Here is an 18,064-nt window from a genome sequence, read left to right on the forward strand (position 1 = left end):
AAAGGTGTTAAAATGAATACTTATTACAGAAGGTATCTTTCAAAGGTAATGTTGTTTAGTAGTGTGTTGGGGATAGGTATACTTGCACCATCTGTTGTCTCTGCCACCGAGATAGAAGGAAATGCTAAAGTGGAGTCTGCTAATGTGGAATCAACGCAAGCTGACTATAGTTCAGCAGTTTATGAGGAAGCAAGAACTGCCTACGAGCTGGCTGAAATGGCAAAAAATCAAATTAATTTGGCAATCGCTGATATGAATACCGTAATAGCTGATTTTCCAAGTGGTGAAATCACTCAAGAGAACTTACCTGCTATCGATCTTGCAATAGCAGATTGGACAGCGGCATACGAAAGTGCCAAGGTAGCATTGGATACAGTATATCATGACGAACTTCCAGTTATTTTAGCCTATCAGGAAAAAAATGAGCTTTACAATGATAGTGGAACAGCCCCAATTGATAACATCGTGCAGACGTATAGTCCAGAGTCCTTTAGCGAAGACCTTGAAGCATACATTCAGGCTGTTGAAGCTGATGCAATGGAGTTAATAGAGAAGGCAAATGCTTATAAAAACTTTTACGAAGCACACGATCAATTTTTACTGGCATTTGATGAATACACAATAGGTTGGAAAGCAGGAAATGCAGGAGATCCCAATGATGATTATCAGAATACTTGGCAGCCAACTATTAATGTACTTCAAAATTTTCTATTTGGTGGAAATTTTGACATCATTGGATACAGTGATAGTCAGCTTCAATCTATGACAACTCTGGGTGAATGGGAAGAGTTTGTTGCTGTCTATGAAAGTGCGGGAAACGAGGCCATCACTTCTGCGAATGACTATGCGGAGTATTTAAATGAAGTGTCAAATACTTGGGCGGCTGCTAAAGAAGAAATGGAATATGCTGTTGCTGATTTTAATGTCTTAATTAATGCAAATGTAATCCTATCTGGCAGAGTAGACCCATTGTCTGTACAAGCATCTGGAATGATACATGGAATGTCTAGTGCTTTGGCATATAATCTGGCCTCGCTTAGAAGTTTTCCTTTTGTGGAATGGCCTGGAGAAACGGTCTATAGATGGTTGAGTTATGCTTGTAACGCACAAGGATATCAGGGCCTAATCAGTGGTCAGTCAAGAATAAACACAGTCACAAACTTCCCGGAATTCCAAGCTTCTACCGTATCTACAACTATTTCCCCGCTAGAAGTCTATGAATTATCTGCTCCTGACATCTGATGGGCGCTTACAAATAACACAAAATATATTTGATGTAAATGCGTTAATGAATAACATTGAAAAATGAGCTGAGGGTGTTCCAATCCTCAGCTTTTTCGCTTAAATTATCTTTTGTGTGTGATTAAAACTATCCGAATCTTTTACGAATTTTCCGATGTAAAAAATCATGTATGATGTAGGAGTAGTTAGCGATCGATGGCATGATATAGTTCAAATTGATTCAATTATTAATCGTAACAACGGCGGTATAGCCAAGTGGTAAGGCAGAGGTCTGCAAAACCTTTATCATCGGTTCAAATCCGGTTACCGCCTTTTCTCTGTTGACTAAAAACTCATTAGCATTTCTGCATAATTTAACCTTGTTTGCTTTATACGATGTGTGTAAAGCAAACAAGTTTTTTGCGTTTTTGTGATTTCGTTTTATCAAATGTGCAGAAACCTATTGACATTGTGAAAGCATATACATATAATAAATTTGTGATATCACAAATGTTAATTTAAGATATCAAATGTGAAAAGAGGCTGGATGAAAGATGGACTGGTTGAATATTAAAGAAAAAGTAGTAATCGTTACAGGTGCTTCATCAGGGATTGGTGCAGCAGTGGCAGAGGGGTTATGCAGACTTGGCGTTTTTGTTGTAAATGGCGATATCAACGAGGGAAATCTGCAGCATGACAATCTGGATTTTGTTCAGACGAATGTTACTTCAAGAGAATCGGTTGAAGAGCTAGTCAATTTTACAATGAACAAATATGGAAAGATTGATGCCTTGGTAAATAATGCAGGAGTAAATACTCCGGCGCTGTTAGCAGATAAGAACTCTGATAGTCATTATGAGCTGACAGATGAGCTGTTTGAGCGAATGACAACAATCAATCAAAAGGGCGTGTACTTAGCCAGCCAATTAGTCGGTAAGGTTATGCTGAAACAAAAGTCCGGCGTTATTATCAATATGTCTTCTGAGGCAGGGTTGGAAGGTTCAGAGGGGCAAAGCTGTTACGCAGCGACAAAAGCAGCAGTGAACAGTTTCACTCGTTCTTGGGCAAAAGAGCTTGGTAAAGAAGGGATTCGAGTGGTTGGAATTGCACCTGGAATTATGGAAGAAACGGGTTTGAGAACACTGCAATATGAAACGGCGTTAGCGTACACTCGAGGAAAAACAGTGGAAGATATCCGACAAGGCTATAGTCAAACAGCGACCATTCCTTTAGGAAGAAGCGGCAGATTAACAGAAATTGCTGATGCCGTAGCCTATTTAATCTCAGACAAGGCCAGCTACATCAGCGGTGTGACAATCAATGTTGCCGGTGGAAAAACCAGAGGATAGGGGAGAGAAGAATGGCTCAAATCATTTTAGTTGCCCATGGCTTTTTAGCAGTGGAAATGAAGAATTCTTTAGAAATGATATTTGGAGAAAATGACCGCTTTCATCCAATTGCCTTTGAGAAGCAGGATGGTTTGGAAAGTCTTGAAGAAAAGCTGAAAGCGACATTAGATAGAAACAACGAACCGACATTGATTATGGCCGATCTGTTTTGCGGGACGCCGTATAACGCAAGCTGCAGTATTGCTTTAAAAGAAGAGCAGGAAATTCAAGTGATATCGGGAATGTCACTACCCCTAGTATTAGAAGCAGCCAGTCTCATTGAGACTGAATCAATAAATGAAATCGCATGCAAAATGAAAGAGCTGGCCGGGCAAACCGTGCAATGCTTCACCGGAGAGCTGATAGAGGAAGAGGAGGAGTTGTAATGGAAATCAAGTTAGCTAGAATCGATGACCGTTTGATCCATGGTCAAGTAGCCACAGTTTGGGCGAAGGAAGCCGGAGCAGAACGAATCATTGTAGTCAGCAAAGAGGTCAATGAGGATACCATTCGTAAAACCTTAGTTAAGCAAGCGGCACCACCGGGAATCAAAGTGAATATTGTGGACGTAGAGAAGGCTGTAAAGGTGTTTAACAATCCTAAATATGCATCAGATACTGTTTTCTACTTGTTTACAAATCCAACAGAGGTACTTGAGCTGGTTCAAGCAGGCGTACCGCTAGAGTCAATCAATATCGGTGGGATGCAGTTTAGAACAGGAAAAACACAAATTACCAAAGCAATATCTGTAAACGATCAGGACATTCAAGCGTTTAAGCAGTTAAAGGAACAGGGTGTTGTGTTGGATTGTCGGGTAGTGGCAACAGACTCAAGGATTGATTTTGAAGCGAAGCTCAACGAAGCAGTTAATTAGAAGGAGGAGCACAAATGGAGCTTTCAGTAATTCAAATTATACTTATTTTTATTTTTTCAGCTATTTCAGGTATGGGAAGTGTGCTTGATGAATTTCAAACCCATCGCCCCTTAATTGCCTGTACAGTAATTGGACTGATACTGGGGGACATAACAACGGGAATAATTCTTGGCGGTACCTTAGAGCTGATTGCCTTAGGTTGGATGAACATTGGCGCTGCGCAATCACCTGATTCTGCCTTAGCAAGTATTATTTCAACAATTTTGGTTATCGTTGGTCAACAGGATATTCAAGCAGGGATTGCTATTGCGTTACCTGTTGCGGCAGCAGGTCAGGTATTGACCGTCATTGCTCGAACAATTACAGTAGCTTTTCAGCATGCAGCAGACCGTGAGGCAGAAAAGGCAGCATTTAATAAGATTATTTTCCTTCACTTTAGCGCTTTGTTTGTTCAGGCGTTGCGGGTAGCAATTCCGGCAACAATTGTAGCAATGTTTGTCAGCGCAGAAATGGTTAATACCATGCTATCCATGATTCCTGATGTTGTAACCGGAGGCTTGGCAGTTGCCGGCGGGTTTATCGTAGTTGTCGGGTATGCGATGGTGTTAAACATGATGAGTGTCAAATACCTAATGCCGTTTTTCTATCTTGGATTCGTCTTAGGCGGGTATTTGGATTTCAGTCTGCTTTCCTTTGGTGCGGTTGGATTGATTACAGCATTGATTTATGTACAGCTAAACCCAAACTTCAAGAAGCAGCCAGCAGAACCGCAAGCAGGAGCTGTTGTTGCTGCCGGTGTTTCAGCAGCGGATGATGAATTGGAAGATTAAGGAGGAGCAAAATGGAGACAGTAAATACAGTAAGTGATACTGAAAAGCAAACACAATCTTTAATTACTAAAAAGGACTTAATGACAACCTTTGTTTTTTCAAATTTTCAACAGGCTTCTTTTAACTATGAGCGAATCCATGCACTGGCTTTTTGTGTCGATATGATTCCAACCATCAAACGAGTTTATAAGACAAAAGAGGAACAAGCAGAAGCTTTGAAACGCCATTTAACATTTTTCAATACAACTCCCGCTGTTTGTGGACCGGTTATTGGTGTAACCATTGCAATGGAAGAGGCCAAAGCGAGTGGTGCAGAAATCGATGATGGGACCATCAACAGCTTGAAGGTCGGCTTAATGGGACCATTAGCAGGTGTTGGCGATCCCTTGGTTTGGGGAACATTGCGACCAATCACTGCAGCAGTAGGTGCTTCATTGGCGTTGAACGGCAGTGTACTTGGGCCACTTTTCTTCTTTGTCGCTTTCAATTTGGTTCGGCTATCTATGAAATGGTTTGGCTTAACCTATGGCTTCAGAAAAGGGCTTGATATTGTTCAGGATCTATCTGGAAATCTGTTGCAAAAGCTGACGGAAGGAGCAACCATTCTTGGGTTGTTTATCATGGGCGTGTTGGTAACAAAATGGACAACAATCAATGTGCCGTTAGTTGTTTCGGAAACGCCGGGAGCAGACGGAGAAACTGTAGTGACAACGGTTCAAAATATTCTTGATGATTTAGTGCCGGGCTTACTGGCACTTGGTTTGACTTTACTGATGATGAAGCTGTTGAAAAAGAAGGTTAGTCCGATTTTACTGATTTTCATTTTATTTGCGGTAGGAATTATCGGCTATGGCCTGGGGATTCTACAATAAAAGAAGTCAGGAAAAATTCAAGATAAAAATAGCATCGTTTATCTAAGGGCTTTACTGATAGCAAGGTAATAATAAAGAGTCGGTTTTGACAAAATGGAAAAGGGGATACTGAAAATCATGAAAACAAAAGCTGTTCGATTATACGGAAAAAAGGACTTACGTTTGGAAGAATTTGAACTTCCTGCAATCAAAGAGGATGAGATTCTGGCCTCAGTTGTTACAGATAGCATTTGTATGTCTACTTGGAAATTGGCAAATCAGGGAGCAGACCATAAAAAGGCACCGGATAATCTTGCTGAAAATCCGATTATCGTCGGACACGAATTCTGTGGGAAAATTCTTGAAGTCGGAGCGAAGTGGCAGGACAAGTTCAAGGCAGGAGAAAAATATGTGGTTCAGGCGAATCTTCAATTAAGTGATCGTCCGGATTGTCCGGGATATTCTTATGCCTACACTGGCGGAGACGCTACTTACATTGTTTTATCTAAAGATGTGATGGAACAGGATTGCTTGATTCCATATAATGGAGAAACCTATTTTGAAGGCTCGTTGATTGAACCTCTGTCCTGTGTAATTGGCGCCTTTGAAGCCAATTATCATCTGGTTGACAATAGCTATGAGCATGAAATGGGTATTAAAGAAGATGGTACATTACTGATTATGGGTGGAACAGGACCGATGGGCTTATTAGCAATTGACTATGCACTTCATGGCGGTCGAAAGCCTAAGAAAATTGTTGTGACAGATGTGAATGAGGAAAAATTACGTCGAGCAGAAGCTCTCTATCCAAGTCAAAATGGGATTGACGTTTTCTATGTAAACGTAAAGGATGAGAAGGACCAAGTAGCGAAGCTGGAGCAAACAATTGAAGGAAAGTTTGATGATATCTTTGTGATGATTCCAGTTTCTCAAGTATTGACTGATGCAGCAGCTTTATTAAATCCAGACGGTTGTCTCAACTTTTTCGCCGGTCCACAGGATAAAGCTTTCTCTGCGCCAATCAATTTCTATGATCTTCATTATTCATTTACGCATTATGTAGGGACTTCCGGTGGAAATACAGAGGATATGAGAAAAGCAGTTGCGCTAATCGAAAGCAAAAAAGTTCATGTGGCAAATGTAGTGACGCATATTTTGGGCTTGAACGCAGTAGGCGAAACAACCTTGACGCAGCCTGAGATTGGCGGAGGTAAGAAGTTGGTATACACACATAAGAATTTTGATAGAGTGGACCTGACTGAGCTGAACAATTTGGATGTAAAATTAGCAGAAATTGTTAAAGGAAATGACGGTATTTGGTCGAAAGAAGCAGAAGAGTATGTATTAAGCAATTTTGAAGAAATATAGCAAACAAACTAAAATTAGTGGGGAAGATATTCTGTCGAATACCTTCCCCACTAATTTTTATTTATAGAGTATAGTGAGGTGAAAGGAAGTTCAACCATAGCCTCGTAGACCTTGAATCTGAATGGAACTCTGGGGTCTTTCTAAAAAAAGAAGATAAGAATGACAGTTATTTTAACTCCTGATGTATCAAAGGGAGAAAGTTACAAGGTGCTCTATTATGGTACATATTGTTTGAAAGAAGAAAAAATCCAGTATAATCAAGCAGGATTTCCAGAATTACTCCAAGAAATCAATACGCTACAGAAATACCTGAAATTGTCTTTGCAGCTACAGGTGTCTACTCTCAGCTTGTAGAGAAGTTTTGTTAGGACAATTGTTTGGTGAAATAAATCAATTTTAAGTGAAAAAAATTGATTCTCCAAAAAGGATTGATTAGATTAAGGGGGAAGTAAAATGAAAGTAACAGTACATGATATTTGGTCCGAATTTGATGGGGCTAGTGAAGAATATTTAAAAACTATAGGAATTGAAATTATAATAGATGGAGAAAAATACAGAGTTTTCGATTTGGATAGAAGTGGAAACAGAGGATCAGCAGTTATTCGACTGTACGCGGAGTCAGAAGAACGATCAATAATTTCTGATGAGTCCGAGCCAATTGATATGCATCGGCTTGATCGGTTTTCCAACTAAGCAAAGACTCTTCTTCTACCTGTTTTTTTGCTTCTAAAGGGTTTAACAGACTATAGAATAAGCAATTGTCCTGACAAATTTTTTCTAACGAACGAATTTCTTCCAATAACAGATGAAAGCCTTGTTGATTATACGTAATTTTCCCTTCTAAAAGGCAACATTTGTCTTGATAAAGTACTTTGTAGCTCTCTCCTTGTGAGACATCATAAAATAAACACGATTATCTTTTCTCTTTTCTTTTTAATTGAAAGACCTTCACCGATTCCACTTTCCTTTACACGGACTCGCAGTCCCAACATACTTAAACTAGATTCTAAAAGGACAGTGGAGGAGTTCGGTTTATGTTTCGAACTCGTAATCCATGGGACTTTGTTCGAGCTTCCTTTCCCCCCCTACTATACGCTATAAATGGAAAATAGTGGGTAAGATATTTCGCTGAATATCTTATCCACTAATCTTAGTATGTTTGTTTTGAAAAGAGTTTTGTGAGAAATTCTTTTCTAATTCGTTAATAATAAGGATGGTGATTTGAACTCTCTTTTTACCGTTTTCTTACAAAATATACAAAGTACGCTTATTCTAAGATAAATCGTATAACCACACCCTTTCAAAAAAATTATCACTAAAATGTATGTTCTTCCCCAAAAATTTTTCTATGTGCGTTGCAAAAAGTTGTGATGTGGATTGCAGATGATTTTAGTGATACTTAAATTATGTTAGGGAAAAGTGAGGATTTTTTTAATTTAATTTGTTTTTTATTGGAAATGAATGAGGATAAATTGTGACTGTTATTTAAAAAATGATTAATCTGCATCCTAGTAGTGTTGAGTAGATTTTATTTTGACATTAGGATTTTATCCAATTTTAGATAAGAAGCCAGACTTATATTGAAATTTCTTTTTGAAATGTGAAAAATCCTAATTTTTGACCACTTTTTCTCTAAGGATTATACTCAAACCAATAAAATATATAGTAGGAATTTCTCTTCAATTCGATTTGAACTGAAAAGAGAAAATAAGTAGTTTTTTCAGTGCTTTGTGAAAAAGTTGATTATAAATTAAATAATAATTTTGCTATAGTTTAAAGCGAAGAAGGATTTGATTAAAAAAAATCTCAAAAACAATATAAATTAATAGGAGTGATTGGAATGAGTAAAGCTAGATTGGTCAAAACGTTTGAAGAATTGGTAACCATTGATTCGGTTTCAGGTAATGAGGAAAAAATTCATGAGCTGCTAAAGGAAAAATTTCTCTCTTTTGGAATGAACATCAAAGAAGATCAGAGTATGGAGACCACAGGATTAGGAGCGAATAACTTGATTGCGATGCTCAAGGGAGACAGCGAGAAAGAACCGTTGATGTTTTCATCACATACAGATACTGTGACTCCGGGGAATGGTATTCAAGTGATAGAGAATGATGGAATTCTCTATTCTAAAGGTGAAACAATTTTGGGTGCTGACGATAAGGCTGGAATTGCGATCATGATTGAAGCAATTCAAAGGATAAAGGAAGACTCGATTGATACAGGCAATTTAGAATTCGTTTTATCTCCAGGTGAAGAAATTGGTTTGATTGGTTCCTCTGCATTGGATATGAGCATGATAGAAGCATCAATGGGTTATGTTCTCGATAGCGGCGGTTCAGTAGGGAGAGTGACTATTGCAAGCCCAACGCTGTTCATGTATGACGTTTCGATAACCGGGAAGGCGGCACATGCCGGACTTGAGCCGGAGAAAGGAGTATCAGCTGTTGCGATTTTATCTGATGCGTTAAAGAAAATAAAAATGGGCAGGATCGATGAACAGACAACAGCAAATATAGGTGTTATCAAGGGAGGAGAGGCGACGAATATCGTAATGGACTCACTTTTAGTGAAGGGGGAAGTTCGGGCGATCGATCCGGCTAAGGCGGATACCTTGATTGCAGAAATGGTTGCAGCATTTGAAGAATCAGCTTCGCTTCATGGAGGAGAGGTAACGATCGATATCAGAAAAATGGCTACAGGCTTTGATGTCAGTGATGATGAGCAGGTGATGACATTACTTTTATCAGCAGGGGAACAGCTAGGGTATGAGATCATCCGAGAAACAAGCGGAGGAGGAAGTGATGCCAATGTCTTTAATGAAAAAGGCAAGCGAGTAGTCAATCTATCCGTAGGCTATGAAAAAATCCACACCACAGAAGAATATATTCCCGTTGAAGAGATGGAAAAGGCAGTTCTGCTGGTTATTGAGCTAGCTAAGAATTCTCCGAGGAGAACAGAGGTGCAGTAATGAAGAAGCAAGGGATGCAAATTTTAAAAATAACTGCCGCAGTTTTACTGCTAGCGATCAGTATCAATATGTTTTTAGGGCCACATCATATTGCGGCAGGCGGGGTAAGCGGAATTGGGATTTTACTAGAGTACATGCTGGGAATTGACAGAGCATGGGTTGTTATGGGATTCAATGTTGTTCTATTGGTTCTAGCGGCGATTTTCTTAGGGAAAAAGATATTTTTGAATACGTTGTTCGGCAGTATCCTTTTCCCTATCTGCTTACATCTGGTTCCGGAAGTCACATTGACAACAGATCGCTTACTATCAGTAGTCTTTGGAAGTGTCATTTTTGCAGTCGGCGTAGCACTTTTATATAAAATACAAGCTTCAAGCGGCGGAACAACGATCCCACCGCTGATTTTTGAAAAATACTTTGGACTGAATACTTCTATGGGGCTCTTTTTAACCGATGTTGTGATCGTCTTTATGAGTCTGTATGTTTTTGGCTTTGAAGAGTTTCTGTTTGCCATACTATCTATCGGAATAACCTCAGCAGTTATGACGTATATTGAGACTGGGCTGAAACGAAGAAAGGCCGTCATGATCATCAGTCAGACACATACAACTGAGATGAGAACACACTTGCAAGATGAGATGAATCGAGGCATGACGCTCTTTGATATTCGTGGTGGAAAAGATGAGCAGGGACGGGAAATGATTTTGATCGTTGTTGCTGATCAGGAGTATCCTCGAGTGAAGAAAGTTATTGATCAGATCGATCCTGAAAGCTTCGTGATCACCTATAATGTTGCAGAAGTTCATGGCTTAGGCTTTACGTATCATCCAATACAATGATGGGAATGAGGGAAAAAAAATGGAACCAATATTAGCTTTTACAATTGTTATGTTGATTTGGACTGTCGGAGAGTTGGTATCATCAAAAACAAAAGCACTGATTTCAATGATGCTTGTTGCATCCATGATTTTTCTTATCGGCTTCGCTGCAGACTGGCTGCCGCATGATCTTATTCAAAGCTCAGGATTATTGGGAATCGGAAATGCAGTAGTGGGAATCATTATCGTACATTTAGGAACGATGATGAGCTTTGAAGACCTGAAGGCGCAATGGCGGACGTTCGTCATCGGCTCGATTACTGTTGTTGTATTGACACTGGTGTTGATTTTTATCGGAGGGATCATCTTCGATCGAAACATTGCTGTTGCAGGAACTGCAGCAATTACCGGAGGTACATTATCGATATTGATGGTACAAGATAAGGTTGCTGAAATCATGGGAGCAGGCGGAGATTTGGGCTTGTTGACTGGCTACTTACTAGCGGTTTTCCCTTTATTGATACTCAACCTGAAGAATCTTGTCGGATTTTTAGTAACAGCGAATATCTTGAAGAAAGAAGCTACTCGAGTACGGGGAGAATATAGAAAAGGCAATTTGACCTTCTATGAAAATGAAGTAAAGGAAAATGTTGAAGAGGCAAAAGAAAGCATTCTTCCAGCGTTTTTACAGACAGCTTATGGAACCTTGTTCCTTTTAGGAGCAACAGTCTATGTCTCTCGTCTCTTAAGTGATTTGAGTAATGGCTATGTCAATACATTTGTAATTGCTTTACTTCTAGGGATCATCTTGAGACATTTCAAGATTTTAAAACCAAATGCCTTGTCATCTACAGACTCTTTCGGACTACTGATGATTTCAATCATGGTCATTGCCTTTGGACCTTTAGCAGATATTGTGCCAGCTGATTTATTGAAGCTGATAGGACCGATTGCGTTCTATCTCGTTGCAGGAGTGCTAGTCATCTTTATCGCTTCTTACTTTCTTGGAAAAGCAGTGGGTTATTCTGGACCATTGTCCATTGCAGTTGGGATGACAACACTATTTGGCTTCCCAGGAACAATGGTGTTGACAAAGGAGGCCGCTGCCGCTGTAGGAGAATCAGAAGAGGAGATTGCTGTAATTGAACAGAACCTCCTGCCAATCATGGTAACAGCCGGATTTTCAACGATAACAATAACCTCTGTACTTACCGGTGGATTAATTGTTGGGTTGATGATTGGTTAAAATAGGCAGCAAGAAAACAAAGATAGTGAGAGGCAGAACCTCTGCCCTCACTATCTTATATGGAAAAGCATCTACAACGAACGACTTGGATTGTTGGTTGATGGAAAGGATGAAACGAATGAAGCATCTACTACCCCAATATCAAATGGAAATTCAGAATGCTCAATTCTTCTTTGAATGTGTCATGAAGGAATGTGAGACAAAGTTTAGTGTGCTGCTCTCAGAGCTATCCTTAAGAAATGAACGGACAGCGATACAACGAATCAGCTCCAGAGTGAAAAGCAGTCATTCAATATATGAAAAATGCCGCAAAAAAAATATTCCTGTAGTTGCTGACACTATTTTAAAAGAGATTTTCGATGGTGCCGGAGTTAGGATCATTTGTTCCTATATCGATGATGTTTATCGAGTGAGAGAGATGTTTTTAGGGCAGGATGATGTGGTACTCCTCAAAGAAAAAAATTATATCGAAGCGCCGAAAGAAAACGGGTATAGAAGTCTTCATTTAGTCGTACAAATCCCAGTATTTTTATCCAATATGAAAGAAAATGTCAATGTAGAAGTCCAAATACGTACAGCAGCAATGGATTTTTGGGCAAATCTTGAACATGAGTTGAAATATAAAAATGAATATAAGGATCGTAAACTGATAAATGAATTGAAGCAATGCTCTGAGAAAGCCCATTTGCTTGATAAGGAGATGCTGCTTTTGAGAGAGAAAATCATGCAGTTCAATCATTCATCTTTATCTGGTTGAGGGGTGGAGACATGCGAGTACATAAAAAAATTTTAGTGATGCTGATCATAGGTCTGACAGCAATATATTTTGTGTTTTTTTTCAAGATACCTAGCAGGTATATCTTGAAGCCGGGACCATTAGGTGATGCAGTTCAAATGGTATCCGTGAAACATGAATCAGAAGAAATCAATGGTAAAATCTATGTCACGACTGTCAGTAGAAGACCGGCGACCTTAGCGAGCTATCTAGCCGCATTGGCTTCCTACTATTCCGACGTGAAGACAGATTACACGAATCAAGGAATTATGGGGAAAGATAATCGAGATATCCAACAGGCCTTCATGGCCAACTCCCGGCAAGCAGCAATCGTAGAAGCTTATCGAGCCGCTAAAATAGAAAATGAGTTAACGATCAAAGGAGTGCGGATCATGGCTGTTAATCGTGACGTGTCGAATTTGGATGAACTTCGAGTCAACGATATTTTGACAGCAGTGAATGAAGAGCCGGTAACACAAGAGATGCTGTCGACATTGACAGATACACTTAAAGCAAATACAACAAGCCTAACCGTTATCAGAAATGGAGAAACTCAGGACTTATCTATAGATAAAATCTCGTTTGATGGCTATTTATTAAATGGTGTGCTGGCAATTGAAGAAAAAACACCGACAGTAACGATTGACTCGAAAGGATTTGGAGGCCCATCTGGCGGAGCTATGCTGACGTTGAGTATCTATCAGCAAATAACCGGGCAGGATTTGCTGAATGGACGAACAATCGCAGGAACAGGAACAATCGAGTCCGCTGGTGGAGTAGGACAGGTTGGTGGTATTTCACAAAAGGTTGCCGCTGCACATTCTGCCGGTGCAGAACTATTTTTCGTACCTAATCTGACAGAGTTGGATCTAACAACTACGTCAAACTATGCTGAAGCTGTTAGGACTAGAGACTTTTTACAGTCAGATATGGAGATCATTCCCGTAAATAATATACAGGACATCATTCGTTACTTAGAAACGACAATATAGAAAGTGATTTATCAAGAAGTGAAAGACAAGGCCGCTTATGATTGGAGGAGTTCGTGTGAAAAACAAATTGCAGCGTTATAAAGTACTGCTTATTCTACTGATTTTTAGTGTGATTTTACTAGCAGTATCCGTCAGTAGATTCAGCTATATTTTTGGTGCACTTGAGCTTTTGGCGATTGTTCTTTGCGGATACTTAGTATTTTTCGATCAAAGAGAAGCTTCTTCAAAATTTGCATGGATGCTGGCGCTGCTCTTTTTACCTCTGTTCGGAATCCTATTGTATTTTCTGATAGGAAAAGAGCCTCATCAACGTAAGTTGCCGAAGCACCAAGTGGAAAGTGAAAAAAAACTGCAGGGTTTTGTTTCCAACTTGCTGTTGGAGCATCCTGAGGCGATTCATAAGAAACACGATCTTTCACGGGAAATCTATCATCTCTCATCGAAGCATCCAACCACTGCCAATCATGTGAAGGTTTTGAATAAAGGGAAAGAAGCTTTTGAGCTATTGCTTGAGGACATAGAGAACGCCAAGGATCATGTACATGTTTTCTTCTTTATCATCAAGGGAGATGAAACGGGGACCGAATTGACACACGCCTTAATGAAAAAGGCGAGTCAAGGAGTCAAGGTACGTTTTATGTATGATAGTCTGGGTTCTATTGCTTTTCCTAATCAACTGCTGAATGACATGCGGGACAAAGGGGTGGAAGTAAGGACATACGATCTCTTGAATTCGCCATTGTTAAGTAATAAAGCAAATTGGCGCAATCACAGGAAGATGGTGATCATCGATGGTCAAGTTGCTCATGTTGGCGGAATGAATATAGGAAACGAATACAGAGGGCGAGGAAAAAAATTCAAGTATTGGCGGGATACTAATATACGGCTTATGGGACCGACAGTGATCGAGGTGCAGGAATGCTTTATCTATGACTGGCTGTTCCTTGACAAAAATCATGATACGCTGACCCAGTTCATCGGGGATAAGGAACGCTACTTCCCATTGACGACCATCAAGGAATCGCTGGATTCAGAGGTTGTTCAGGTTTTGTATGGAGGTCCCTACGATGAGGAACGAACCATCAAGGATTCCTTTGTTGATCTAATTGGTAAAGCAACCCAGTCAATCAAGATTGCTATGCCGTACTTTATCCCAGATGAGGAAACCTTAGGTGCATTAAGACGAGCATCTCGTTGCGGGATCAAGGTGCAGTTGATCATTCCCGGAAAAGGAGATAGAGGTATTTCCTATTATGGGACGAATTCCTTTATTGATGAGTTGCTTTCTGCCGGAATCGAAGTCTATGCCTATGATCGATCCTCTTTTATTCACTGTAAATGTATAATCGTTGATGAGCACATAGCAACAGTTGGGTCGACCAATTTTGATATCCGCAGCTTTTACCTGAATCATGAGCTGTCACTATTTATCTATGGCCCTTCTCCAGCTGTCGAGGCTTTAACACAACAGTTCGCTGCTGATTTAGAAAATGCCCATAGGATTGATGAAGTAATACAGAACAAGCGGACCCTTTTAGAGAAGTTCAAGGAAAAAATCAGTGCTCTGTTTGTCCCAATTCTGTAAAGTGATTAATGAATTAATGGATGTTATGACCGTCAAACGTAGACGATGTATTAAACGGAAGGGAGACTTATTATGAACAAAATTATAGTAATTGGCAATGGCGATGTCGGATCAAGCTACAGCTTTGCTTTAATGGCACAGGGGTTAGGCAGCGATGTAGGGATTATTGATCTGGATTCGGATAAAGTTGCCGGGGATGTTCAGGATCTGACCCATGGTTTAGCCTATGTTGGTCCGAAAAATATCTACTCTGCGGAGTATTCTGATTGCTTTCAAGCTGATTTAGTAGTGATTACAGCTGGTGCAGCTCAAAAAGAAAATGAGACAAGGCTCGATTTGGTTAAGCGGAATGCCCGTATCATCAAGTCTATCGTTACATCAGTCATGGACAATGGCTTTGACGGTATATTCTTGATTGCCAGTAATCCGGTGGATGTCCTTACCCATTATGTAAAAGAGCTGACGGGGTTTCCTTCAAGGAAAGTGATTGGTTCAGGCACATCATTAGATAGCGCAAGGCTTAGAAGTGCAGTAGGCGAGAAGTTCCAGATAGACCCAAGAGATGTAAATATTTATATTCTGGGCGAGCATGGCGATACGCAGTTTCCTGTGTGGTCCCACGGAAATATCGGAGGATTGAAGATCACAGAATGGCTGGCTCAGCATCCGGAATTTTCACAGGAGGATCTTCTTACCTTGTCGGAAAATGTAAAAAATGCAGCGTATGAAATCATCAACTACAAAGGCTCTACCCACTATGGCATTGCCATTGCTTTAGCACGAATCACTCAAGCGATTTTGCAGGATGAAAATGCGGTGTTGCCAGTTTCTGTTCATTTGGAAGGACAATACGAGAACAGTGATGTTTGTATTGGATCTAATGCGGTCTTGAATAGAGAGGGTGTTCGAGAAATTATTGAGATACCTCTTGATGAAGACGAGATGATAAAGATGCAGCACTCTATTCAGACCCTTAAGCAAATGCAGAAAACGGTGCTGGTCGGTTGAACCGACGGGATGAAAAATACTCATTAGGAGAATATTAATAGATCAAGTAAAGATAAGAGAGCGAGCAGCAACAATTGCAAATGTTTTTAGAAATAATTAAAGATGGAAGCAGTAAAGAATTGATCATATGAGTATATAAGTGAAGTCTATTTACCCGATAATTTCATGATTCATAATGAATATATAGTGTCGCAACTTGCAGATGTATGTCGTAGCAAAGGTGTAGTTTTAGAGGAGTATATTGAATATCTTAAAAATGATTGATTTTGAGAAGAGGAACAATGGTGGATAATCCTATCGAACGATTCGAGCAGTATTGAAAGATTTAGAAGAACAAGGAGATATTTTTGAGCCTAACGAAAAAGCGTGCCGGATTTGTGGCTGCACGCAGATGAATGCTTGTGCAAGTGGTTGTTATTGACTTACTGATGATTTATGTAGTCAATGTCTTAAGTATTTTGGAACAGATATTAATCCGATGGCAATTGACCGTTTTTGAGAATGAGTCTATGTTTGAGAGGTTTTTATTCATACATTTCATTTTCAAGTATCATTTTTGATTAAAAAAATAGTACATAAAAACGGAAATATTGTTATAATAAATTGATATTTATTAATAGGAGGGAAATAATATGAAAAAGATGTTTAAGGTATGTGCAGTAGCTATGTTATTGGTGGGGATAGCGTTATTTAAGGATGTGAAAGTATTTGCTGAAAGTAATGAAAGGTATAAAAACCATGTTGTTTTAAAGCATTATCTAGAAAATACAGGAGAACTCTACAAAGAAGAAAAAATATATTTTGAGCCACACCAATCATTTGATCCAAGCGTTCATTATATAGATTTCAGATCTTTTACTGAAGTCGAAGGAGAGCCATATACAGATTTAGAAGATGATACAACATTTGAACTTAAAGCTTCAGACAGTGGGCGTGTAATTAATTATTTTTATGATGCAGACGCTGGTCCGGGGCCAGTCAAATTAACATTGAAACACTTTGTAACTAATATTAATGCTGTATACAAGGAAGAGACATTCTTTTTCAATAACCACGATACTTTTTCTCCAGCTAAGTACTATATTGATTTTAGCGTGTTCACTGAAACTTCTGGAACCCCGTATACTGATTTGTTGTCTGAGGATCCTTTTGAGTTGAGTATGGAGGACCTTAGCAGAACAATTACGTATTTTTATTCTGCGGATATTTAAAATTTTTTTAGAGATAATGGTACTCATATAAATTATAAAAAGAGAAAGCATACAGCAATTCCGACTGTGTGCTTTTTTTGTATAAATGATTCTCAAAAATGAGTGTTTTTGATACGGAAAGTGTAAAAATAATTTATCCTGTTAAGTTTAGAAATAAATCACAAAAAACTGGAAGAAATTAGTCTTCCAGTTCAAGTTTTTAGACAAAAGTATGCTGTAAGGTACTTAATGTATAACGGTTATGAAGCGGATATTCACATATTGCTAAAGAGTTTTACTTTTTAGCTTTTTTTCCTGATTAATTGGACCAAAGGTAGCATACGCAGGGATGAGAGTAACTAGAATCATTACGACTAAAAATTTAAGTATTTTCATATCTTCATGCTCCAATCCTAATTTATGACATGATTGTAACACTTTTGATAAAGTTTCTCAATGGATAGGAGAATCAGAACATTGCCACTTTATTTGTTATAAGGAAAAGCTATCAAAACTCAAGAAAATAGAATGAAAGGCGTTGTTTATCAAAACATAAAAACTTCTAAGAAAAAAATGGGTATTCTTAATATGATAAATAGTACGATGGATTTCTTTGAAAGTGGAGCCAGCATTGGAAGGAAGCCTTTAGGAATATATTTTACTAGCTACATTGGCCATTATTTATTGAGTGCAATTCTTTTGCATGTTGCTGAGGATAAAGCTTTACAAGAAGGGATCTTAGATACTATCAGTAAACGACAACAGGAATTGATTTTATTAAAAGGACAAATAGGAGTAGCACGTAAAATTGGCATTGAAGAAAGCTAGGTATCTGAATTGGAGTATAGATATCATGTTTTAACGGAATTAAACATAGATGATGAAGTTGTCCAACTTAAACAGCAGCTTCTCAAAAAGGATGAATAGTTACCAAGTGGAGTAGCAACTGG

At 39.1% G+C, this 18,064-nt stretch carries 17 protein-coding genes and 1 tRNA gene; all 18 read left to right on the forward strand.

All coding sequences use genetic code 11. The annotated features are described in order from the left end of the window. Positions 1-12: 12 nt before the first annotated feature. The gene (locus IW510_RS13980) at positions 13-1,242 is read left to right on the forward strand and encodes a hypothetical protein (RefSeq protein WP_202060656.1); all 1,230 of its coding nucleotides are present in this window, start codon (positions 13-15) and stop codon (positions 1,240-1,242) included. A 241-nt stretch (positions 1,243-1,483) separates the two neighbouring features. Continuing rightward, positions 1,484-1,554 (forward strand) — tRNA-Cys (locus tag IW510_RS13985). Positions 1,555-1,775: 221 nt separating this feature from the next. After that, positions 1,776-2,570: an SDR family oxidoreductase gene (locus IW510_RS13990; RefSeq protein WP_202060657.1), complete on the forward strand. Its 795-nt coding sequence runs from the start codon at positions 1,776-1,778 to the stop codon at positions 2,568-2,570. A gap of 11 nt (positions 2,571-2,581) precedes the next feature. Beyond that, the gene (locus tag IW510_RS13995) at positions 2,582-2,995 is read left to right on the forward strand and encodes a PTS sugar transporter subunit IIA (protein WP_202060658.1); all 414 of its coding nucleotides are present in this window, start codon (positions 2,582-2,584) and stop codon (positions 2,993-2,995) included. Further along, positions 2,995-3,483, forward strand: a complete 489-nt coding sequence (locus IW510_RS14000; RefSeq protein ID WP_202060659.1) for a mannose/fructose/sorbose PTS transporter subunit IIB — start codon at positions 2,995-2,997, stop codon at positions 3,481-3,483. The genes IW510_RS13995 and IW510_RS14000 overlap by 1 nt, the downstream gene beginning before the upstream one ends. Positions 3,484-3,497: 14 nt before the next feature. Next, a complete protein-coding gene (locus IW510_RS14005) occupies positions 3,498-4,313 on the forward strand; it encodes a PTS mannose/fructose/sorbose transporter subunit IIC (protein WP_202060660.1) in 816 nt (271 codons plus the stop codon). Positions 4,314-4,324: 11 nt separating this feature from the next. After that, positions 4,325-5,185 carry a mannose/fructose/sorbose PTS transporter subunit IID gene (locus tag IW510_RS14010; RefSeq protein WP_202060661.1) on the forward strand — a complete coding sequence of 287 codons (861 nt, stop codon included), beginning with the start codon at positions 4,325-4,327 and terminating at the stop codon, positions 5,183-5,185. 117 nt (positions 5,186-5,302) lie between these two features. Continuing rightward, positions 5,303-6,532 (forward strand): zinc-binding dehydrogenase, encoded by a 1,230-nt coding sequence (locus IW510_RS14015; RefSeq protein ID WP_202060663.1) that lies wholly within the window; start codon positions 5,303-5,305, stop codon positions 6,530-6,532. Positions 6,533-6,985: 453 nt separating this feature from the next. Then, complete coding sequence (locus IW510_RS14020; RefSeq protein ID WP_202060664.1) at positions 6,986-7,225, forward strand: hypothetical protein; 240 nt, start codon at positions 6,986-6,988, stop codon at positions 7,223-7,225. A gap of 1,147 nt (positions 7,226-8,372) precedes the next feature. Continuing rightward, on the forward strand, positions 8,373-9,500 hold the full coding sequence (locus IW510_RS14025) for a M20/M25/M40 family metallo-hydrolase (protein WP_202060665.1): 1,128 nt from the start codon (positions 8,373-8,375) through the stop codon (positions 9,498-9,500). Beyond that, positions 9,500-10,339, forward strand: a complete 840-nt coding sequence (locus IW510_RS14030; protein WP_442896433.1) for a YitT family protein — start codon at positions 9,500-9,502, stop codon at positions 10,337-10,339. The genes IW510_RS14025 and IW510_RS14030 overlap by 1 nt, the downstream gene beginning before the upstream one ends. A 19-nt stretch (positions 10,340-10,358) precedes the next feature. Then, positions 10,359-11,564 (forward strand): hypothetical protein, encoded by a 1,206-nt coding sequence (locus IW510_RS14035; RefSeq protein ID WP_202060666.1) that lies wholly within the window; start codon positions 10,359-10,361, stop codon positions 11,562-11,564. 118 nt (positions 11,565-11,682) lie between these two features. Beyond that, on the forward strand, positions 11,683-12,321 hold the full coding sequence (locus IW510_RS14040) for a GTP pyrophosphokinase (RefSeq protein ID WP_202060667.1): 639 nt from the start codon (positions 11,683-11,685) through the stop codon (positions 12,319-12,321). Between the two features lie 104 nt (positions 12,322-12,425). After that, entirely contained in the window at positions 12,426-13,331 is a 906-nt protein-coding gene (locus IW510_RS14045; protein ID WP_202060669.1) for a S16 family serine protease, read from the forward strand. 55 nt (positions 13,332-13,386) lie between these two features. Continuing rightward, entirely contained in the window at positions 13,387-14,916 is a 1,530-nt protein-coding gene (gene cls / locus IW510_RS14050; protein ID WP_330932659.1) for a cardiolipin synthase, read from the forward strand. A 72-nt stretch (positions 14,917-14,988) separates the two neighbouring features. Then, positions 14,989-15,924, forward strand: coding sequence for an L-lactate dehydrogenase (locus IW510_RS14055; RefSeq protein WP_202060673.1), 936 nt, complete (start codon positions 14,989-14,991; stop codon positions 15,922-15,924). 632 nt (positions 15,925-16,556) lie between these two features. Then, positions 16,557-17,135, forward strand: a complete 579-nt coding sequence (locus IW510_RS14060) for a hypothetical protein (protein ID WP_202060674.1) — start codon at positions 16,557-16,559, stop codon at positions 17,133-17,135. Between the two features lie 507 nt (positions 17,136-17,642). Next, a complete protein-coding gene (locus tag IW510_RS14065; protein WP_202060675.1) occupies positions 17,643-17,942 on the forward strand; it encodes a hypothetical protein in 300 nt (99 codons plus the stop codon). Positions 17,943-18,064: the final 122 nt, after the last annotated feature.

Source organism: Enterococcus sp. BWR-S5, from assembly GCF_016745255.1.
Classification (GTDB): Bacteria; Bacillota; Bacilli; order Lactobacillales; family Enterococcaceae; genus Enterococcus_L.